At 69.4% G+C, this 21935-nt stretch carries 13 protein-coding genes; 8 read left to right on the top strand and 5 right to left on the bottom strand.

All coding sequences use genetic code 11. From position 1 onward, the window contains the following. Nucleotides 1-36: 36 nt before the first annotated feature. Both nudC and CLV54_RS10280 read left to right on the top strand, forming a co-directional pair. Nucleotides 37-987 (top strand): NAD(+) diphosphatase, encoded by a 951-nt coding sequence (nudC, locus tag CLV54_RS10275; RefSeq protein WP_100344861.1) that lies wholly within the window; start codon nucleotides 37-39, stop codon nucleotides 985-987. After that, complete coding sequence (locus tag CLV54_RS10280) at nucleotides 980-2848, top strand: ATP-dependent helicase (RefSeq protein WP_100344862.1); 1869 nt, start codon at nucleotides 980-982, stop codon at nucleotides 2846-2848. The genes nudC and CLV54_RS10280 overlap by 8 nt, the downstream gene beginning before the upstream one ends. On the opposite strand, the gene CLV54_RS10285 is transcribed toward CLV54_RS10280, so the two are convergent. Then, nucleotides 2796-3596: a hypothetical protein gene (locus CLV54_RS10285; protein ID WP_100344863.1), complete on the bottom strand. Its 801-nt coding sequence runs from the start codon at nucleotides 3594-3596 to the stop codon at nucleotides 2796-2798. The two genes, CLV54_RS10280 and CLV54_RS10285, sit on opposite strands and share 53 nt — an antisense overlap. A 322-nt stretch (nucleotides 3597-3918) precedes the next feature. Next, nucleotides 3919-5268, bottom strand: coding sequence for a zinc-dependent metalloprotease (locus tag CLV54_RS10290; protein WP_211294512.1), 1350 nt, complete (start codon nucleotides 5266-5268; stop codon nucleotides 3919-3921). Between the two features lie 124 nt (nucleotides 5269-5392). Between CLV54_RS10290 and CLV54_RS10295 the strand changes: the two genes are divergently transcribed. From CLV54_RS10295 to CLV54_RS10305, 3 genes are all read left to right on the top strand, one after another. Continuing rightward, nucleotides 5393-6514 (top strand): YlbL family protein, encoded by a 1122-nt coding sequence (locus CLV54_RS10295; protein ID WP_100344865.1) that lies wholly within the window; start codon nucleotides 5393-5395, stop codon nucleotides 6512-6514. Between the two features lie 93 nt (nucleotides 6515-6607). Next, a complete protein-coding gene (locus CLV54_RS10300; protein WP_245861569.1) occupies nucleotides 6608-9541 on the top strand; it encodes a UPF0182 family membrane protein in 2934 nt (977 codons plus the stop codon). 111 nt (nucleotides 9542-9652) lie between these two features. Continuing rightward, the gene (locus tag CLV54_RS10305) at nucleotides 9653-11638 is read left to right on the top strand and encodes a hypothetical protein (protein WP_157802916.1); all 1986 of its coding nucleotides are present in this window, start codon (nucleotides 9653-9655) and stop codon (nucleotides 11636-11638) included. A gap of 32 nt (nucleotides 11639-11670) precedes the next feature. Here the strand turns inward: CLV54_RS10305 and CLV54_RS10310 are convergent, their stop codons facing one another. From CLV54_RS10310 to CLV54_RS10320, 3 genes are all read right to left on the bottom strand, one after another. Further along, complete coding sequence (locus CLV54_RS10310) at nucleotides 11671-13887, bottom strand: alpha-galactosidase (protein WP_245861571.1); 2217 nt, start codon at nucleotides 13885-13887, stop codon at nucleotides 11671-11673. Nucleotides 13888-13959: 72 nt separating this feature from the next. After that, a complete protein-coding gene (locus CLV54_RS10315; protein ID WP_100344868.1) occupies nucleotides 13960-17361 on the bottom strand; it encodes a DUF5107 domain-containing protein in 3402 nt (1133 codons plus the stop codon). A gap of 158 nt (nucleotides 17362-17519) precedes the next feature. Next, entirely contained in the window at nucleotides 17520-18428 is a 909-nt protein-coding gene (locus tag CLV54_RS10320) for an AraC family transcriptional regulator (RefSeq protein ID WP_100344869.1), read from the bottom strand. A 157-nt stretch (nucleotides 18429-18585) separates the two neighbouring features. Here CLV54_RS10320 and CLV54_RS10325 point away from each other — a divergent pair, with 157 nt between their 5' ends. The 3 genes from CLV54_RS10325 (at nucleotide 18586) to CLV54_RS10335 (ending at nucleotide 21929) form a co-directional block, all read left to right on the top strand. After that, a complete protein-coding gene (locus CLV54_RS10325) occupies nucleotides 18586-19542 on the top strand; it encodes a carbohydrate ABC transporter permease (protein ID WP_211294513.1) in 957 nt (318 codons plus the stop codon). A gap of 13 nt (nucleotides 19543-19555) precedes the next feature. Further along, complete coding sequence (locus tag CLV54_RS10330; RefSeq protein WP_100344871.1) at nucleotides 19556-20494, top strand: carbohydrate ABC transporter permease; 939 nt, start codon at nucleotides 19556-19558, stop codon at nucleotides 20492-20494. Between the two features lie 88 nt (nucleotides 20495-20582). Continuing rightward, complete coding sequence (locus CLV54_RS10335) at nucleotides 20583-21929, top strand: ABC transporter substrate-binding protein (protein ID WP_100344872.1); 1347 nt, start codon at nucleotides 20583-20585, stop codon at nucleotides 21927-21929. The last annotated feature ends 6 nt before the right edge of the window (nucleotides 21930-21935 follow it).

Raw genomic sequence — 21935 nt, forward strand, 5'->3', positions numbered from 1 at the left:
GCCTGAGCTTCCGCTCGCACGACCGTAAGGGTGCCCATGTCACGCTCCGTCTTGGCCCGCCTGCCCTTGTCCCGTCACGATGTCGACCGGGATGCCGCGACTCGCGCCGATCCGGAGCTCTTCGAGAAGCTCGCCGCCGACCCCGCGACCCGCTACCTCGTGCTCTGGCAGGGCAAGGCGCTGCTCGCCGCCCGGACCGCCGGCGCCCCCGCCGAGACCGCGCTCGCGCTCCTGACCGCCGCTGAGGCGCCCGAGGCGCAGCAGCGCGTGTACCTGGGCCGCTCGCTCACCGCCGGTGCGGAGGAGCACGTCGCGACGCCGTACGTCGCACTCGATCTCGCGGATGCCGCGGCATCCGCCCTCGAAAGCGACGAGTCGCGCTGGGTGAACCTGCGCCTCGTCGCCACCGAGCTGAGCGACCGCGACGCGGGGCTCTTCACCGAGGCGCTCGCGATCCTCAACTGGCACGCATCGCACGGCTTCTCGCCGCGCAACGGATCGCCGACCGTCGTCGAGATGGGCGGCTGGGTGCGCCGGTCTCCGGTCGACAACTCGGAGGTCTTCCCGCGCACCGACCCCGCGATCATCGTCGCGATCCTCGATGCCGACGACCGGCTGCTGCTCGGCTCGAACGCCATGTGGGAGAGCAACCGCTTCTCGCTGCTCGCCGGTTTCGTGGAGCCGGGGGAGTCGCTCGAGGCGGCCGTCGTACGCGAGGTCTTCGAGGAGTCGGGCATGCGCGTCGTCGACCCCGTCTACCTCGGATCGCAGCCGTGGCCGTTCCCGGCCTCGCTCATGCTCGGCTTCCGCGCTCAGCTGGCGCACGATCAGGACGCGATCGAGCTGCGGCCCGACGGCGAGGAGATCCTCGAGCTGCGCTGGTTCACGCGCGAGCAGCTGCGCCGTGAGGCCGACGACATCCTGCTGCCCGGCCCGTCGTCGATCGCGCGGTCGATCATCGACGATTGGCTGAACGACGGTGACTGAGCCGTCCGCTCTTCTGCGCGGCCTCGACGACGAGCAGAGGATCGCCGCGACGACCGTGCTGGGGCCCGTCTGCATCCTCGCCGGTGCGGGCACGGGAAAGACGCGGGCCATCACCCACCGCATCGCGTACGGTGTGGCGACGGGGGCGTACGCGCCCAACCGGGTGATGGCGCTGACCTTCACGAGCCGTGCCGCCGCCGAGCTCCGTTCGCGCCTGCGCCTGCTCGGGGCCGCGGGGGTCACCGCCCGCACCTTCCATTCGGCGGCGCTCAGCCAGCTCAGCTACTTCTGGCCGCAGGTGATCGGCGGCCAGGTGCCCCGGCTCATCGACTCGAAGGCCCGGCTGCTCGGTCACGCGGCGGAGACGATCAAGCTGCGCGCCGACACCGCGGCGCTGCGCGACCTGGCGACCGAGGTCGAGTGGCGCAAGGTCTCCAACCTGACGATCGACCAGTACGCGGCGAAGGCCCGCACGCGCAGCCTGCCGGTCGGGTTCGGCGTCGAGCAGATCGTCGACCTGCAGCTCGCCTACGAGAAGCTCAAAGACGAGCGCCGGCAGATCGACTTCGAAGACGTGCTGCTCGCCAACGCGGGCATGATCGAGACGGAGGCCTCGGTCGCGTTCCAGGTGCGCGAGCAGTACCGCTTCTTCGTCGTCGACGAATACCAGGACGTCTCGCCGCTGCAGCAGCACCTGCTCGAGCTGTGGCTGGGCGATCGGCGAGACCTGTGCGTCGTGGGCGACGCGAGCCAGACCATCTACTCCTTCGCGGGCGCCCGCAGCGACTACCTCCTCGGCTTCGCCTCCCGCTACGACGACGCGACGGTCGTGCGGCTGGAGCGCAACTACCGTTCGACGCCGGCGATCGTCGACACCGCCAACCGGCTCATGCGGGGGCGGCAGGGGGCGCTCACGCTGCAGGCCGTCGAGAGCGCGGATGCCGCGGCATCCGCTGCTCGTGCGCTCACTGCGCCCGCGGCCGCACCCGCCGGCCCCCCGCCGCTGCCGCCCGAACCCGCCGGCACGCCCTCGTCTGCACCCGCCGCGCCGCCGCACGTGCCGAGCGCCCTCGACGTGCCGCTGCTCGAGGCCGACACCGACATCGCGGAGGCCCGGGCGGTCGCGCAGAGCATCATCCTCGAGCTGGCGGCGGGAGCGAAGGCGCAGGACGTCGCCATCCTCTATCGGGTGAACGCGCAGGCGGCCGCGCTCGAGACGGCGCTCGCCGAAGCCGGGGTGAGCTATCAGATCCGGGGCGCCCGCCGTTTCTTCGACCTGCCCGAGGTGAAGCAGGCCGTGATGCAGCTGCGGGCCGCGTCGGTCTCCATCTCGGGCGAGCCGCTCTTCAAATCGGTGAGCGATGTGCTGCGCTCGCTCGGCTGGAGCCAGAGCGCACCCGAGGCGAGGGGCGCCGTGCGCGACCGCTGGGAGTCGCTCAACGCGATCATGTCGCTCGTCGACCAGGCTCCCGCCGAGCTGACCTTCCGGCAGTTCACCGACGAGCTCATGGAACGTCAGGCCGCCCACCACGAGCCGACCGTCGACGCCGTCACCCTCGCGACCCTGCACTCGGCGAAAGGCCTCGAGTGGGAGTCGGTCTACCTGCTGGGGCTCAGCGAGGGGCTCGTGCCCATCAGCTATGCGAGCGGGTTCGAGCAGATCGACGAGGAGCGCCGGCTGTTCTACGTGGGCATCACCCGTGCCCGCCGGCGACTCACCCTGTCGTGGGCGACGCGGGGCCAGGCGGCGACGGAAGGCTACTCGGCGAACCGCGGGCGCTCGGCCGAACGCGAACGGTCGCGTTTTCTCACAGAGATCGGCATGCGCACGACGCGTGCGGGCGGCACTCCGCGCGGCTGATCCTGCCGCTCGTCGCGTCGATGGCCTCGATCGCGGAATGCAGGGGGTTCTCGCCGTGACGCAGGCGGCGTTCGAGAAGGCGCCCGGCCCGCACGGCCGTCTCGAGGGCCAGCACGGGGGTCTCGGTGGGGGCGGTGCGCGTCACGAGCTGTGACGCCATCGCGGGCCACGCGGCATCCTCGTCGACCTTCCCGCGATCGACGCAGTAGAGGCAGGGGCCGTCGCCGGGCTCGACGAAGGGCCCGATGCGCACCTCCGTGTCGCTGAAGACGATCGGCAGATGCGGGATGTCGCGGCGCAGCCAGCCGCCGTATCGTGCGGGTGCCACGGCGTAGTGGGCGACGATCACGGCGAGGTCTGCGGTGACGTCGGAGGGGTGCGCGGTTCGGATGCCGAGATCGGGGGCGAGCGCGGCGAGTCTGCGCAGGGTGCCGCCCGTGCCGTCGAGCGCGACCGCCCCGAGCGGCGGCGCGGTCGGCGGGGACTGCGCGGCCGGTGCGCCCGGCACCTCGACGACTGCGGGGCCGAGCTGCACGAGCAGGGCGGCCGCGTCGAGCTCGCTGCCTCCGCCCTCGCTCGCGACGAGGCTGAGGCCGGAGCGGCTGATGCCCCGGGTGAGGGCGGCGAGCATCCGCTCGATGGGGCGCGAGACCGGATCGATCACCGCCAGCGGGCGGTCCACGCCGATCTGCAGGGAGTCGGGGCTGCGCCAGACGAGGGGGAAACGCGAGTCGAGTGCGAGAACCATGCGCCGATGATGCTCGATCGCGCGGCCGGCGCGCGCGAGTCATCCACAGGTCACCGCCTCGCCGCCGCCTGCTCGCCTGCTCACCTATCTCGCCTGCTCACTCAAAACGACGGAGATTCTGCCGTTTTCGGGCGAAAACGGGCAGAAAGGGCGCGTTTCGGCGCAAAAGTCCGTCGTTTTGAGCAGGGAACGGGAACGGGGAGCAGGCAGGAAACGGGAACGGGAACGGGGAGCAGGCAGCGAACGGGGAACGGGGAGCAGGCAGGAAACGGGGGAAGAGGAAGCGGGGGAAGGGAGGAGCGGGGGAGGAGCGGAGCCGAGCTCAGCGGGCCTCGGTCGGGCGCTCGCCGCCGTCGTCGCGCAGCAGGTCTTCGAGGGCCTGGTCCATCTCGTCGAGCTCGGGTTCCCCGCCCTCGGCGACGATGGTGAGCCGGGCGACGAGGGCCTGCGGGTCGTCGAGGTCGTCGGATGTCGGCAGCAGGTCGGGATGCGACCAGAGCGCGTCGCGCGCCTCGGAGCCCACGGCATCCGTCACCGCCTGCCACAGCGCCGCGGCCTCGCGGAGCCGGCGCGGGCGCAGCTCGAGGCCCACGAGGGTCGCGAAGGCCGACTCGGCCGGGCCACCGGAGGCGCGGCGTCGCCGCACGGTCTCGGCGACGGCGTCGGACTTCGGCAGCCGTTCGCTCGCCTGCGCGGTCACGACGTCGACCCAGCCCTCGATGAGGGCGAGGATCGTCTCGAGGCGGCCGAGGGCCTGCAGCTGGGCCTCGTTCTTCTCGGGAATGAGCGCGCCGCTCACGACCGCCTGCCGCAGCTCCTCGGGGTTGGAGGGGTCGAAGTTCTCGGCGAGCTCTTCGAGGCGGGCGGTGTCGATGCTGATGCCGCGCGCGTACTCGGTGATCGAGCTGATGAGGTGCAGGCGCAGCCAGCGCGAGTGCTTGAAGAGGCGGGCGTGGGCGAGCTCGCGGATGGCGAGGTAGATCTGCACCTGGTCGGCGGGGATGTCGAGGCCGTTGCCGAACTCGTCGACGTTCTGGGGGATGAGCGCCGCCTGCTGCTCGTCGAGCAGCGGGATGCCGATGTCGCCGCCCGAGACGACCTCGGTCGAGAGCTGGCTGACCACCTGGCCGAGCTGCATGGCGAAGAGGGTGCCGCCGAGGCTGCGCATGAGCTGGCTGGCTCCCGCGATCATGCCCTGGAACTCCTCGGGGGCCTGCTCGGTGAGCACACGGGTGAGCGAGTCGGCGATGCTCGTCGCGACCGGCTCGGCCAGCTGCGTCCACAGCGGCATGGTCTCGCGGATCCACTCGGTGCGCGAGATGAGCCTCGGCTCGGTGGTGATGTCGGTCACGTAGGTGACCTCGTTGAGCCACAGCGCGGCGATGTGGAAGGCCTGGCCCATCGCGGCGCGCTGCTCGTCGGTCACGTCGAGCGTGGCCGGGGCGGCGGTCTGGGTCGCCTGGTCGAGCGCGAGCTTCCAGTTGATGCCGCCGTCGCCGTCGCGCAGGGCGTTCTGCAACTGGCTCACGAGCGCCGCGATCGTGGCGGGATCGTTGGGCAGTCCGGCCGCTCCGGCCAGCTGGCCCGGGTCGACCGATGAGTTGCCCGAGAGGAACTCGCGCAGCATGTCGCGGAATTCGTCCTCGGGGTTGTCACGTGGTTCGTCGGTCACTTCAGCCACCTCTCAGTTGCGTGCATCTACGCTAACCCGTGAACCCGAGCAGCAGTCGTGAATTGGCCTAGGCTGGGTGGTTGCGCTGTCCGCTGGTCGCGAACATGCTCGAAAGGACCCCGTCGTGGCACTGTTTTCCGACGATTCGAACGTCGACCCCTACCTTCGTCACGGGCGCCGTCCGAGCCGCGGCTGGATCGGGTGGCTCATCCTCTTCATCGCGATCGGCATCGGCATCCTCCTCGCGATGACGCCCTCGCCCTACGTGATCGAGCAGCCCGGGCCGGTCTACAACACGCTCGGAACGGCGCCGCACGAGGGCGAGGAGGTTCCGCTCATCTCGATCGACGGCGAGGAGACCTTTCCCACCGCCGGCAGCCTCGACATGCTCACCGTCTCGGTCGTCGGCAATCCGTCGAGCCTGCCCAACTGGCTCGACGTCGCGCTCGCCTGGGGCGACTCGAAGAAGGCGGTCGTGCCGGTCGAGTCGGTCTACCCGGCGGGCACCACGAGCGAGGAGCGCGACGCCGAGAACGCGACCCTCATGGTCGACTCCCAGCAGGATGCCGTGGCCGCCGCACTGAGCAACCTCGGCTACGACTTCCCCGAGAAGGTGACCGTCGTCGACACGATCGACGACACCCCCGCCTCGGGCGTGCTCGAGAGCGGCGACATCATCACGACGGTCGACGGCCAGGCGATCGCCGACGTCGACGCGCTGCGGGCGAGCCTCGCCGACAGCGGCGCGGGTGTCGCCATCGAGCTCGGCATCGAGCGCGCCGGCGAGCAGCAGACGGTCACGATCACCCCGGCGGAGATCGACGGCAGCGTCGCGATCGGCATCAACGTGACCATGAGCTACGACTTCCCCTTCGACGTGAGCATCCAGCTCGACAACGTGGGCGGCCCGAGCGCGGGCATGATGTTCGCACTCGGGATCATCGACAAGCTCACCCCGGGCGAGCTCAACGGCGGCCAGAACGTGGCCGGAACGGGAACGATCGACGCGGCGGGCGAGGTCGGCGCTATCGGCGGCATCCGTCAGAAGCTCTACGGCGCGCGGGATGCCGGGGCCACGTGGTTTCTCGCACCGGCATCCAATTGCGACGAAGTCGCCGGGCATATTCCCAGCGGGCTGACAGTGTTCTCGGTCGAAACTCTCGACGACTCCCTGACAGCCTTGGAAGCGATCAGCACGGGAGCGGACACAAGCAAGCTGCCGACGTGCTCTACGCCCGCAGCGTAACGCGGGCGGAGCGTTTCCCGAACGGGCATCTCACAGCAGGCACTGCCTAGGATGGGAAGCTGACCCTTACTGAGCTGAGCAAGAGGCCTAATCGTGTCATCCGCAGAAACAGAGCAACCCGCCCGACGAAGTCGTGCGCCCATCGCGATCACGATCGGCATCGTCGTCGCTCTCGTGATCCTCTTCTTCATCTTCGCCGGCTTGTACGCCGACGTGCTCTGGTACAACCAGCTCGGCTTCCTCTCCGTCTTGACCACGCAGTGGATCGCCGCAGGATCGCTCTTCTTCGTCGGCTTCTTCGCGATGGCGATCCCCGTGTGGCTGAGCATCATGCTCGCCTACCGGCTGCGCCCCGTGTACGCGAAGCTCAACTCGCAGCTCGACCGCTACCAGCAGGTCGTCGAGCCGCTGCGCAAGTTCGCGATGATCGCGATCCCCATCGTCTTCGGCATCTTCGCGGGCGTCTCGGCGGCCACCCGCTGGCAGACGGCCGTCATGTGGCTCAACCGCACGCCCACGGGCCAGACCGACCCGCAGTTCCACATGGACATCTCGTTCTACCTCTACGACCTGCCGTTCTGGCACAGCGTCCTGGGCTTCGCCTCCGCGGTCGTCATCATCTCGCTCATCGCGGTGCTCGCCACGAGCTACCTCTACGGCGCGGTGCGGTTCGCCGGCCGTGAGGTGCGCATCTCCAAGTCGGCGCGCGTGCAGATCGCGGTCACGGCCGCCCTCTACCTCGTGCTGCAGGCCCTGAGCATCTGGCTCGACCAGTACTCGACGCTCACCGAGCAGAACGACCCGATCACGGGGGCCGGGTTCACGGCGGTCATGGCCACGATCCCCGGTCGCGCCATCCTCGCCGGCATCGCCGTCTTCGTCGCGCTGCTCTTCGTCTTCGCGGCCTTCAGCGGCCGCTGGCGCTTCCCGATCGTCGGAACCGCGCTGCTCATCGTCGCGAGCATCCTGATCGGCTCGCTCTACCCCTGGGTGGTGCAGCGCTTCCAGGTCGACCCGAGTGCGAAGTCGCTCGAGGCGCCCTACATCCAGAGGAACATCGACCTCACCCGGGACGCCTACGGGGTCGCCGACGTCGAGGAGATCCCCTACAACGCCACGACCGACGCCGAGCCGGGCGCTCTGCGCTCCGACGCTGAGACGACGGCGAGCATCCGCATCATCGACCCGTCGATCGTGTCGGACGCCTTCTCGCAGCTCGAGCAGTTCCGTCAGTACTACCAGTTCCCGAAGAGCCTGGATGTCGACCGCTACACGATCGACGGGCAGTCGCAAGACACCGTGGTCGCCGTGCGCGACCTCAAGCTCAGCGGCCTCAACGACGCCCAGAACTGGGTCAACTCGCACATCGTCTACACCCACGGCTACGGTGTGGTCGCAGCGTACGGCAACCAGCGCTCGGCCGACGGCCAGCCCGTGTTCCTCGAGTCCGGCATCCCCACGAGCGGTGCGCTGGGGCAGTTCGAGCCGCGCATCTACTTCGGCGACAGCTCGCCCGACTACTCGATCGTCGGCGGTCCGTCGGACGGCACGCCCGTCGAGCTCGACTACCCGTCGAGCGGCGAGGACTCCAACCAGACCTACACGACGTTCTCGGGCGACGGCGGGCCCAAGCTCGACAACATCTTCAACAAGCTCGTCTACGCGCTCAAGTTCCAGTCGGAGCAGATCTTCCTCTCCGACTCGGTCAACAACGACTCGCAGATCCTCTACGATCGCGACCCCATCCAGCGGGTGCAGAAGGTCGCGCCGTACCTCACGCTCGACTCGAACGCCTACCCGAGCGTCGTCGACGGCCGGGTCAAGTGGATCGTCGACGGCTACACGACCTCGGCGAACTACCCCTACTCCACGAAGGTCGGCCTGAGCGACGCGATCGCCGACTCGGAGACGCCGCCGCAGCCCTACGCGATCGACCAGATCAACTACATCCGCAACTCGGTGAAGGCCACCGTCGACGCCTACGACGGCTCGGTGACCCTCTACGCCTGGGACGACCAGGATCCGCTGCTCAAGACCTGGCAGAAGATCTTCCCCGCGACGGTCAAGCCCATGAGCGAGATGTCGGGCGACCTCATCAGCCACGTGCGCTACCCGGCCGACATGTTCAAGGTGCAGCGCACGATCCTCGGCAAGTACCACGTGACCGACCCGGGCTCGTTCTTCTCCAGTGACGACGCCTGGATCACGCCCGACAACCCGACCGACGACAACGCCTCCACGGCCTCGCTGCAGCCGCCGTACTACCTGACGATGCAGATGCCGGGCCAGAAGACCCCGTCGTTCTCGTTGTACTCGACGTTCATCCCCGATGCGCGGGAGGACAGCCGCAACGTGCTCACGGGCTACCTGGCGGCGGATGCCGACGCGGGCTCGACGGCGGGCGAGAAGTCCGACAGCTACGGCACGCTCCGATTGCTCACCCTGCCGAAAGACGACACCGTGCCCGGCCCCGGCCAGGTGCAGGCCAACTTCGACTCCGATCCAGGGGTCTCGCAACAGCTGAACCTTTTGAGACAGGGGCAGACGAGCGTCGAGAACGGCAACCTGCTGACCCTGCCGGTCGGTGGCGGCCTGCTCTACGTGCAACCCGTCTACGTGCGGTCGACGGGTGGCACGAGCTACCCGCTGCTGCAGAAGGTGCTCGTGGCCTTCGGTGATCAGATCGCCTTCGAGGACACGCTCGACGAGGCTCTGGACGTGCTCTTCGGCGGCGACTCGGGGGCGGATGCCGGTGACACCGGCGTGACTCCGACGACGCCTCCCACGACTCCGCCCACCACCTCGCCGACCGATCCCGGCACGCCCACGTCGACACCCACCCCGTCGCCGACGTCGACCTCTCCTCCCTCGGACAATCCGGAGCTGCAGAGCGCGCTCAACGACGCCCGGCAGGCGCTGACCGACAAGCAGAACGCTCTGCAGGCCGGTGACTGGACGGCGTACGGCATCGCCGACGCGGCACTCGCCGACGCGATCGCGCGAGCTCTCGAGGCCTCGGGGCAGTAGCCCGTCGACCGACCACGAGCCCGGCTTTCCACAGCCGGGCTCGTGGTCGGGTCATCCACAGATCGGCGTCTGAGCCGACGAGCGGATGCCGCCTCGCCCGACGATGGCTGCATGACACGCCAGCCTGCTCCCGCCAACCGCGCCCTCCCTGCTCGCCCCGCTCGTTCCTCTCCTGCTCGTCGCCGCACCCTCGGCGGCGTGATCGCCGCGGCCGTGCTGCTCGCCCTCGCCGCCACGGGTCTCTCCGCCCTGCTCGCCCCCGAGTCGGCCTCGGCCGCGATCGCCGGGCGGCACGCGGGTCACGTCTGGAACGGCGACGGGCAGAGCTTCCTCGGCAGCTACCGCCTCGACGATGGAACCGTCGCCTACTGCATCGACCAGCCGTCGGGGCCGCCCGTCGGCGTCGACTACTCGGGGCCCGACACGGCCGCCCGGGTCGCCGACGGCGACAGCCAGGCCACGCTCGCCTACCTCATGCGCCAGTGGGGCGGCACGGGCGATGCCACGGAGGCGGCGGCCGTCGCCCTCAACGTCTGGCGGATCACCGGCCTCGGCGGCCACGACGCCTCCTATTACGCGGCCCGGGCCAACGAGCAGGCCGGCGCCGTGCTCGCCGCCGCCGATGCCCAGCTGGCCGAGGCCGGCTCCCGGGCGAGCCGGGGCGCGGCGGCGAGCGTGATCGTCGAGGTCGGCGCCGACGGCCTGAGCGGCAGCGTGCGGGCCGACCTCACCGTCGATCGTCTCGGTGGCGCCGAGCTGCTGCCCGCGGGCTCACACACGGCGACAGTGACCCTGCAGGGCGCGACCTTCGCCGACACGGCCAGCGCGACGTCGACGATCGCGAACGGCGTCTCCGTGGCGATCGTGCCCGACGCGACCCCGGTCGTCACGGTGTCGGCGTCCGCGCGTTTCGCGGATCTGCCCTACGGCTCGGCGCTCGCCGTGCGCCACCCCGACGATCCCTCGCGGCAGCGGCTCATCGCGGCGGGCACGCTCACCGTCACCGCGGAGGGCGGCGCCTCGGCGCCTCCCGTCCTCCGCTCGGTGCCCTTCCAGCCCGTCGTCGTGACCCGCACGAGCGACGAGCGGGCGGAGGCCGGGGCGCAGCTGAGCGATCACCTCCAGGTGAGTGCGCAGCAGACGGCCGAGAACCCGGATGCCCTCTGGGGCGTCTTCGGGGATGCCGCGAGCCCGAGCCCCGTGCCCGTCGTCGTGCGCTCGACCCTCTGGGGCCCGTTCTCCGCCCGCCCGCAGCAGCAGGCGCAGGTGCCCGAGGGCGCCCCGAGCGTCTGCGAGGTCGAGGTGACGGTCACGGCTCCGGGAGACTACGAGACGCCGCCGTGCACGATTCCCGGCCCCGGCTACTACGTGTGGAGCGAGCGGATCGATCCCGACGACACTCCGAACGAGCAGGGCGGCGCGCTCGTGCGGGAGTGGGCGGGGGAGTTCGGGGTCACCTCCGAGGTCACGCTCGCCCCGTGGCATCCTGCCGTCTCGACGGTGACCTCCCACCCCGTCGCCGAGCCGGGCGTCTGCCTCGCCGATGTGCTCTCGGTCTCGGGCATGCAGCCGCAGAGCGAGCTCCTCGTCGTCGCGCGGCTCTGGGGTCCGTTCGCCGAAGCGCCCGAGCCCGGTTCGCAGCTCGACCCTGCGGCGGGGCCCGTCGGCTCGGTGGAGATCCTCGTTCCGGGCGACGGCGAGCACGTCAGCCCCTGCCTCGAGCTCGCGGAGCCCGGTCACTACGTGTGGACCCACGACTCCGCCGGCACCGATGAGATGCCCGCCTTCGAGTCGCTCGAGGTCTTCGCCTCCGAGTCGACCGTGATCGAGGCGCCCGCGCCGCCCGCCGTGCCGACTCCCAGCCCGACGCCGACTCCTGAGGTGACTCCGGCGCCGAGCCCGGAGGCGACACCCGAGGCTACCCCTGAGGCCGCTCCGGTGCGCCTCCTGCCCGCGACGGGAGCCGACCTCGGCCCCGTGCTCGTCGCGGCCGCTCTCGGGCTCGCGATGGCGCTCATCGGCGCGGCGAGCTCACTGCTCGCGCGGCGTCGATCGGCTGCTCCGGCCGTTCACGGTCGTCGACGCACCAGCCGATAGGGCGGCGGAGCATGCCGCTCGAGCAGCTGCTGTCAGACCGCCACGACGTGGAGCAGGTAGGCATCCTCGGGCCACAGCGGAACGATCTGCACACCCGCGTTCTCGAGGGCGCGACCGCTCAGCACGATGGGCTCCTCGATCCAGTCCGGCGACGGGCCGTGACCGGCGCTCGCCGCGAACGGCGGCACCACGGAGACCCGGTACCGACGATCGGGGTCGAGCCCCGGCAGGCGCAGCAGCCCGGGCGGCCATGCGGTGGAACGAGTCATCGCCGCCACCCCGAAGAGGGCCTCGCTGCCGTCGGCGGCGACCACGCCGTTCACCCAGATGCTCTCATCCGGGTGGTCCGCGTTGACGACGGTGCCGCTGTGCAGCAGCTCGCGGTGCTCGCGGTAGAACGCGATCCACTCGGTCGCGCCCGTCAGCTCGTCCTCGGCCAGGGTGCGCAGGTCGATCTCGATGCCGAGGTGGCACCAGGCGGCCACGAACGCGCGGAACTGCATGCTCTGGGTGCGCCCCGTCGTGTGCGATGGCGAGGAGCCGATGTGCGCGCCGATGAGCTCCGGCGGCACGAGCAGCTTGGTGTAGCGGTGGATCTGCTGGCGCTCCAGCGGATCGTTGCAATCGCTGCCCCAGACCCGGTCGGTGTGCTCGATGATGCCGAGGTCGATCCGTCCGCCGCCCGACGCGCACGACTCGATCTCGAGACCCGGATGCCGCGCCTTGAGCTCGTCCATCATGCGGTAGACCGCGAGGGTCTGATCGTGGATCGCGGGCTCGCCTCCCGGCGTGTGGCCGGCCTCGACGAGCAGGCGGTTGTGGTCCCACTTCAGATAGGCGATGTCGTATTCGTCGAGAAGCGCGTCGAGCGCGCCGAGGATGTGGTCGTAGGCACCCGGATGCGTGAGGTCGAGCACGTGCTGAAAACGCGAGGAGGAGCCCGTGCGCCCGCCCGCCGAGAAGATCCACTCGGGGTGGGCTCGGGCGAGGTCGGAGTCGAGGTTGATCATCTCGGGCTCCACCCAGAGGCCGAAGTCGAGCCCTGCGCCCGTGACGTGGTCGATGAGCGGCCCGAGCCCCTCGGGCCAGACCTCGCGAGAGACCGACCAGTCGCCGAGGCCGCTCGTGTCGTCGCGACGCGAGCCGAACCAGCCGTCGTCGAGCACAAAACGCTCCACGCCGATCGCGGCCGCCCGATCGGCCAGTTCGCTGAGAGTCGCGAGATCGTGCTCGAAGTAGACGGCCTCCCAGGTGTTGATGACGACCGGGCGCGGGGAGCGAGGGTGGCCGGCGCGCGAACGCAGGTGCTGGTGGAAACGACCCGAGAGGGCGTCGAGCCCCACTCCGTACGACCCGTAGAACCACGGGGACTCGTACTTCTCGCCCCCGTCGAGCACGATCTCCGAATGCTGCAGCAGCTCGCCGCCGCCGAGCACGCGGGCGCCGTTGTAGATGCGCTCGCCGTAGAGGGCCTGGTTGCCGCTGAATGCGACATGGGTTCCCCACACCTCGCCGGAACGGAAGCCGAAGCCGCTCTCGCCCGCGATCAGCAGGTAGGCCGCGTCGAGCCCCGTGCGCCCGCCGCGCATCTCCCGCGAGTGCGTTCCGATCGTGAACTCGCTGCGCTGCGGCACGCGCTCCATGATGTGACGGCCCGTGAAGTCGAGGAGCTCGCCGGCGACGGCGGGAACGGGGAACACGATCCTGAGCGCCCCGACCGTGTACGGCTGCTGCTCAAAGCGGTTGGCGATCGTCGCGCGGGCGCGAAGCAGTCCCGACTCGAGCAGCGCTGTCTCGACGGTGAGATCGAGGCCGGCCACGGGGTCGGATGCCTCGACCCGCAGAAGATCGCCCCGGTATCCGTCGTCCATCGTGCTGTCGAGAAGCAGGGACTGCGTCACCACCCGGAACTCGGGCGACCACGCCGTGCCGTGCCGTGAGCCTTCGACGCCGGGCCTGCCCAGCCAGCCCGCCTCGAACTCGGGAAGGATCGAGATGTCGTGCACCTGATCGTTGAGGTTGTGGCCGATCGGCGGCTTCGCGGCTCGGGCGATCGACTGCAGCACGGCTTCGTCGGTCTCTCCCAGATCCGCGCCCCAGTGCACGATGCGGGGCAGACGCCCGGCACCGGTCGAGAGCACGAGGCTCACACCGTTGCGGCGCAGGTGGACGAGGTCTGGAGTGGTTCCTGCGGTCGTGGAATCCATGGGGGAGTTCTCCGGTCGGTGGTCGTGGTGATCGATGGTCACGATGCGATGCTGCGGAACGAGCTGGTCAGGAGCCGCTGGTGTCAGCAGCCCGGGTATCGAGAGGCCTGGGCATCAGGACGCGCTGAGCAGACGCGCGCCCAGGTGGTCACGGAGCGTCGGCACGAGGATGTTGGCCGGGTCGTCGGCGATCGCGCTGTCGAGAAGCACGCGGGCGGTGCCCGGATCGCGACGGAAGAGGGCGATCTGCGCCTCGACGACCGTGACCGTGACCCGCTGCCGCAGCGACAGATCCTCGCGGAACAGCAACATGCTCGGCAGCGAGGTCGCGAAGTAGTCGATCGTCGCAGGAGTCTCACCGAGCGTCGTGATGTACTGCTCGAGCCGGTCGACGAGCCGCGCGGCGGCGTCGGGGTCTCCCAGCCGTTCCAGTGCGAGGGCCGAGAAGTAGGTCATCTCCGAGTAGGGCACGCTCGCCATCGTCTGGAAGTCGCCCACCGAGTGAGCGGCGGCCTCCCAGGCGCTCAACGCGTTCGCCGTGTCTCCGGCGGCATGGAGTGCGTCGCCGTAGGCGAGGTACAGGTCGGAGCAGTTCGCGAGAGGATGACGAGCCTCGCCGAGGCTCGGCGGGGAGTCGAGCGCGCTGCGGAGGAGATCGGCTGCCTCGGAGGGCCGTCTCTGTGCCATGGCCTCCCGTGCGAGGGCGGCGTGGGCGAATTCCCAGATGGAGAGCACCCGGCCCTCTCCGCCCTCCCACGGCTGGAATCGCCGTTCCCGGAGAAGGCTCCGGGCTTCGTGCGCTCGCTCGGTGACCACGAGCAGCTCGGCGAACTCCACCGTGAGATCGTCGCGCTCCGCGACGAGCTCGAGGTCGTCGGCGAGCGCGTCGAGACGTTCCTCGGGGGCCACTCGAGCGCGTTTCGCGAGCTGGTCGGCCTCGTAGCGCAGCTTCGCGTCGCGGGGCGAGAGGGCGAGGGCCTTCGCGTAGTGCCGGGCGGCCGCGGCGGGGTCGTCGTCGACGTTGAACGCCGCGATCGCGAGCCCGCGCCACACCACCGGATCATTCGGGTCGAGCGCCGCGGAGGCCTCGAGGAGAGCCACGGATGCCTCGTAGCGTCGCTGGAAGTAGAGCCAGTGTCCGAGGAGCGCTGCTGCTCGGGCGTCCCGGCCGTCGCGTGCGAGGGCGCGGGCGAGCAGGTCGGCGTCCGCGATCCGCCCCGGCAGGCAGCGGGTGGCGTCCACCGTCTGCGCGGCCCGGAGCGCCGCGGCCGCCCCTTCCTCGTCTCCGAGCTCCAGGAAGGCCTCGGAGCGGTAGTAGTGGATGAGCGGAGCCGGGTTGCTCTCCCCGATCGAGGGGGCGCTCCTGTGCTGCCGGGCCGCCGCGTCGAGCACACGGAGCGCGCTGTGAGGCAGACCGACCGAGATGTACTCGAGCGCGACATCCATCATCGTCTGGGCGCCGCACTCGAGCGGGTCTCCCGCCAGGTCGATCGACCACCAGTCGAGGGGATCGATCGCCCGTGTCGAGGCGATCGATGCCTCCGCCTCCTGCGCCCGGCCGAGTCGGCCGAGCGCGATCGCGGCGATGTTGCGGGCCTGGAGGTTCTGCGACTCCGAGTCGAGGGCCGAGCGGGCGTGAGCGAGAGCCGGGGTCCAGCGCCCGGCCCGGGCGTCGAGCCGGGCGAGCGCGGTGTGAGCGGGAGACCGCCAGGCGGCGTTCCAGAGGCTCTTCGAGAGGGCGTCATAGGCCTCGTCGAACCGTTCGAGATGCGTGAGGACGATGCCGAGCCGGTAGTGGGCCTCGCCGTCGGACGGGTTGGGGTTGCGGCGGGTCTGCCGGGCGATGGCGGTGCGCAGAAGCGCCTCGGCCGCCTCATGGTCGCCGCTGCGGTAGCGCCTCGCCGCAAGGGCGACGTTCGCTCGCGAGTCGTGCGGGTCGCGTCTCAGCAGCTCCTCCCAGTACGGCTCGGGCGAGCGCGACGCGTGGCGGTACTGCGCGAGGTGGATGCCGGCGAGATACAGCTCGTCGGCCGACTCGATCTGCTCGGGGAGCGGGAGCTCCGTCGCGGCCTCGGGAAGCGGTGCCTCGGCATCCGCGTCGTTGTAGCTCCAGCCGAGCAGCTCCTCGCCGTCGTGCTCGACGACGATCCGGAGCGAGGAGCGGGCCCACTCGCCCGGCAGCTGGACGATTCGATGAAGCGCCGAGCCGGGAGCGATCGTCGCCGTCTCGCTCACGAGGGTCTCGCCGGTCGTGGACTCGATCCGAACCCGCACCCCCTCGCGCCGCGTCGTCGTCGCGACCCCGAACTCGACGGTCGTGCCGGCCGGTCCCGCGTCGGAGAGCTTCTCGACATCGAGCCTCACGGCCGCCTCCGTCGTCGCCTGGTGCACGATCCCGATGCTCTGGTACGGGTACCAGAACTGGCTGAAGGCCTTCGTCTCGCCCGGGGCGAGATAGGAGAAGTCCGGCTGGTTGTCGGTGTAGACGCCCGCCATGAGCTCGATGTACGGGCCGTCGCCGTCGGTGAGGTTGTCGTCCCAGGCCCAGCCGAAGGGAGCGTTGCCCCATGTCCACTGCTTCTTGCCCGGCGCGATGTGATGGTCGGCGACGTGGACGAAGCCCGCGCGCTTGCCGTGGTCGTAGCCGCCGAAGAAGTCGTCGTCGCTGCCGAGGCACATGTACGAGGTGGGCACGGGGATGTTGCGGTACCAGTCGAGGCGGTCGGCGTCGGGGCGGTCGGCGCTCCGGCGCGCCGGGTAGTCGACCCCGTAGTAGCTGCCGGTCGCCTCGGGGAACGTCGTGATCGCGCGCTTGGCGTGATCGGCCACGACGTGCACGTCGGTGGGGAAGAACGACTGGTAGTCGTCGTTCACCGAGGCCGCGACGTTGGCCCACCACAGGAAGGTCTGCACGTCTTCGGTGCGATTGAAGAGGCGCACCCGGGCCTCGATGAGCGCGCTCCCCGGCCGGATCCGGATGCCGTGCATGCCCTTCATCCGGGCGAACGGGTCGTGGTCGGAGCACCACACGGTGACGGCGCCGTCGTCTTCGCGCTCGATGACGGCATCCGTCGGCAGGTAGGTGCCGGGACGGTGGTGCTGCGGCCAGTTGAACTCGACGCCGCCGGAGATCCAGGGGCCGGCGAGCCCGACGAGGGCGGGCTTGATGACGTTGTTGCGGTAGAAGAAGTCGGTGCCCGTGGTCTTGTCGTAGCCGACGTGGATCCGGCCGCCGAGCTCGGGCAGCACCATAAGCCGCAGGTACTCGTTCTCGAGGTGGATCGCGTCCCAGGAGTGCGGATGCGACTCCGGCTCGATCCTCTCGAAGAAGGGCAGCGGGAAGACCTGGCCCGAGGAGCCCTGGTAGACCCGGGTCTCCAGATAGGCGGGATACCGGTCGGGCTCCCCCGGGGAATAGCTCGCGATCTCCACCGGCTCGCGCCAGGCGGCGACGCCGTGGAGACGTTGATCGGAGGGGATCTCTGGAAACTCGAGTCGGGGCTCAGCGTCGAACATGTTTGAATGCTAGGCAGGGCCGGCGGCACTGAGGAATATCACTTTCCGCGAAAGAACTGGACGAATCGACGACAAGCTCATTCCGTGAAGAGAGCACGAGCAGTGCTTTCCTGGACGAAACCGCCACCTCGTGGGTGCATCCCGAAGCCCCGCCGACGCTACTGGGGGATGCCCTGCGCCTCGGCCTTCGTGCGCGCCCGGTACTCGCTGGGGCTCATGCCGTGGATGGTGCGGAACTGCCGGGAGAAGTAGAAGGAGTCCGGATAGCCCACGGCTCTCGCGGTCTGCTCGATCGTCCTGTCGGTCATGTCGAGCAGCTCCCGTGCCACGCCCATCCGCAACCGGGTCTGGTACTCCACCACCCCCGTTCCCGTCTTCGCGCGGAACAGGGCCGAGAAGTGCGAGGGGCTCAGCCCGACGAGCGCGGCGAGCTCGCCGACGGAGATCCTGGTTCCGATGCGCGCCCGCAGATAGTTCTGCGCCTCGCTCACCGGATCGCTGCGGGAGTCGAGGGGCGCCTGGTCCGCTCCGAGCAGCGCGAGCAGGTGCCAGGCCGCGCCGCTCGCCCCGAGCAGCGTGCGCTCCGTCTCATCCTGCTCCAGACGGCCGATGATCTCGTCGACGAGGCCGGCGACCCGGTGGATGTCGGGCACGGCGAGCAGCGGGCGCTCGGCGGTGACGCGGGCGCTCCCCAGGAGGTCGGCGACATCGCTGCCGGCGACGTGAATCCACCAGATCGTCCAGGGATCGTCTTCGTCCGCTCGATAGGAGTGCGGGGTGTCCCGAGGGATCACGAGAACCTGGCCGGCCGTCACCGGGTGCTCCTCGCCCGAGATCCGGTAGCTGCCGCGCCCCGCCGTGCAGGCGATGATGACGTCGGTCTTGAGTCCGTGACGCCGGATTCTCCCGTGCTTGGCCGCGTGCGGAAAGTATCCGCAGTCGGTCACGAGCAGCCGCGACGAGGTCGGGCGACCGAGCGCCGTCTGCACGAGCGGGCGGGGGACGACCCGCATCCGCTGCCCGGGGAAGCCGTCGGCCGTGTATCCGTTGTCGCTCGGAGTGATCATCGATTCATCCAGATGTTTCGCGGAAAGTGATATTCCTCAGGCTAAACCAGCCTGCCTACCATACATACATGTTCGACGTTGAGCCCGGTGACGGACGCCTCCCGCAGGTGCTCCCGAGCCGATCGCCGCGTCGATCGCTTACCCCGAGGAGATCGACTTGGCTGTAGACACATCGCTGATTCGTCCGGCTCGCACTCCCGTCGCCGATGGAGTCCCCGCGAGCAGAAGGCGCAGGAGCTCGGCCGCCCACCGCGGCGATCGAACGCTCGCCTGGATCCTCATCGCGCCCGCCGTGCTCGGCTTCGCGGTGTTCGCGGCCTATCCCACACTCAGGGGCATCTACCTGAGCTTCACCGACTTCCGGGTGCTCAGCGATCCGGTCTGGACCGGGCTCGACAACTACAAACGGCTCCTCGGCGACGACGTCTTCTGGCACTCCGTCGGCGTGACCCTCTACTTCGTCGCCCTCGCGGTGATCGGATGCGTCGTGCTCTCGCTCGTCACGGCCGTGATCCTGCACCGGCTCACGAGCTCCACCGTCGTGCGGGGCCTCATCATCCTGCCCTTCCTCATCTCCAACATCGTCGCGGGTGTCGTGTGGACCTGGATGCTCGACTCGCAGCTCGGCATCGTGAACGTGGTGCTCAAGGCGATCACCGGCCAGTCGGTGCAGTTCTTCACCGATCCCGCCTGGGCTGTGCCGAGCCTCGCGGCCGTCACCATCTGGAAGGGCCTCGGCTATACGACGATCCTCATCTTCGCGGGGCTGCAGACGATCCCCGAGCCCGTCTACGAGGCCGCGAGGCTCGACGGCGCGAGCGAGGTGCAGATGTTCCGGAGGATCACCGTGCCGCTACTGCGCCCGGTGCTCGCGATGGTCGTGATCCTCACGGTCGTGAACTCGTTCCAGGTCTTCGACATCGTGCAGGTGACGACTCGCGGCGGCCCCGAGAACGCCACGAACGTGCTGCAGCTCTACATCTACAGCAAGGCCTTCGGCCAGTTCGACTTCGGCTACGCCTCGGCGATCTCCATCGCGCTCTTCGCGATGCTGATCCTCATCACCTTCGCCCAGATGCGTCTTATGCGCATCAACGAGACCGACACGGATTGAGGGCGACGGCCACATGACACGTGCAACTGCTCCCGCACCGGCCCAGACCCGGATCGCCTCCCGTCGTCCGAAGCGCAAGCGCGGCGTCGGCCGGGCGATGGCCTGGACCTACCTCATCGTCGTGCTCGCGGTGACGATCTTCCCGTTGTACTGGATCCTGCGCACGGCCCTGTCGAACAACAAGGCGCTCGCGACCGATCCCTCGTCCTTCCTGCCCGTCGACTTCACCTTCGGCGCATTCCAGCGTGTGCTGGGGCTCGCCACGACGGCAGAGGCGCAGCTGCAGGGAGGCTCAGGGGCATCCTTGGACCTCGGCATCTTCGTGCGCAACTCGATCATCTACGCGACCGTGTGGACGGTGCTGGTGGTCTTCTTCTCGGCGCTCGCCGCCTACGCCTTCTCGCGGCTGCACTGGCGGGGCCGCAACCTGGTGTTCGCCGTCCTCATGACCGCCCTGATGGTGCCCGGCATCATGACCCTGCTGCCGAACTTCCTGCTCATCAAGCAGCTGGGGCTCATCAACACCTTCGCGGGTCTCATCCTCCCGGGCGCGTTGTTCTCGGCGTTCAACATCTTCTTCCTCCGGCAGTTCTTCCTCGGGATGAGCTCGGAGATCGAGGAGGCGGCGCTCATCGACGGCGCGGGCCGGGTGAGGGTGCTGTTCCAGATCATCCTGCCGAACGCCCGCGGACCGATCGCGACCCTCTCGATCCTGGGGTTCATCGGAGCCTGGAACGACTACTTCTGGCCACTCCTCGTCTCGACGTCCGGAGACGAGGTGCGCCCGCTGACCCTCGCGTTGGCGGTCTTCAAGCAATCGGCGCCCGGCACGACGACGGACTGGGCGGGTCTTATGGCCGCAGCCCTCGTCGCCGCGTTCCCGATGTTCATCCTGTTCATGGTGTTCGGCAAGCGCATCGTGAATTCGATCGGGTTCACCGGGATCCGATGAGCCGGGGGCGGGCCCGGAACGCGATGCGCACGGGCTGCCCGCGGCTTTCTCAAGCACCACATCACATCCATACCGAGAGTGAGAAACAATGAAGTTCAAGACCAGTCTGAGGGCGGCCGCGGTCGTCGCTCTGGTTGCGCCGCTTGCGGCCTGCTCGGCGACGGGAGGCGGCGACGCCGCCGGCCCCGTTCCCATCCAGTGGTGGACCTGGGATGCCAACCAGGCCGTCTCCTACGAGAAGTGCGCGACGGCGTTCAACGAGGCCAATCCCGACATCGAGGTCACCGTCTCCAACTACGGCTGGGACGACTACTGGACCAAGCTGACTGCCGGCTTCGTCGCCGGCGACGCTCCCGACACCTTCATGGACCACGTCAACAACTACCCGGAGTATGCCGACCAGGGGCAGCTCCTCCCGCTCGACGACTACGTCGCGAAGACCGATTTCGACCTCGGCAAGTACAGCACGGGCGTCGACACCTGGAAGTACACCGACGGCAAGCTGTACGGCCTGCCCAAGGACTGGGCCACGATCGCCTTCTTCTACAACAAGGACATGGTCGCCGCAGCAGGCCTCACCGACGCCGATCTCGCGAACATGACCTGGAACCCGGATGACGGGGGCACCTTCGGCGAGATCGTCGCCAAGCTCTCGGTCGACGCCAACGGCGTTCACGGCGACCAGCCCGGCTTCGACAAGGACAACGTCGTGACCTACGGAATCGGACCGATGGGCACGAGCGGCAACAACGGGCAGGACACCTGGAGCGGCTTCCTGTCGACGACGGGCTGGACCCTCGGCGACGAGCCCAACTGGCCCACCCAGTTCGAGTACTCGCAGCCGGTCTTCAAGAAGTCGCTCGACTGGATCCGCGATCTGAGCGCCCAGGGCTTCAGCCCGAAGCAGGGTGCTTTCACGAACGCCGTCGAAGACCAGCTCGGCTCCGGCAAGGTCGCGATCGTCTCGACGCCCTCGTCGAACGTGGTCGCGCTGTCGACCCTGCAGGGTGTTCCCGTGGGTATCGCCCCCTCGGTGGTCGGACCGGACGGAACCCGTTCGAGCCTGTCGAACGCGAACGGCGACTCGATCTGGGCGGGCACCAAGCACCCGGACGAGGCCTGGAAGTGGCTCTCGTACCTCGGCTCGACCGACTGCCAGAGCCTCGCGGGTGCCGACGGCACCTTCTTCCCGTCGATCCCCGAGTCGATGGCCGTCACCCAGGCGTCGATGAAGGAGAAGGGCATCGACCTGTCGGTCTTCACGGAGCTCTCCGACAACAAGGAGCTCTTCGTGACGCCGGCCTTCCAGAACGGCGCCGAGCTCGACGCCACCTTCAAGCCGCTGTGGGAGTCGTTCTTCAACTTCACGGTCGGCGACGAGGTCTTCGACCAGATGACCGAGCAGAGCAAGGAGATCCTGAGCCGCAACGGCTAGCGGCCC

This window comes from Compostimonas suwonensis, assembly GCF_002797855.1.
Taxonomy (GTDB): domain Bacteria; phylum Actinomycetota; class Actinomycetes; order Actinomycetales; family Microbacteriaceae; genus Compostimonas; species Compostimonas suwonensis.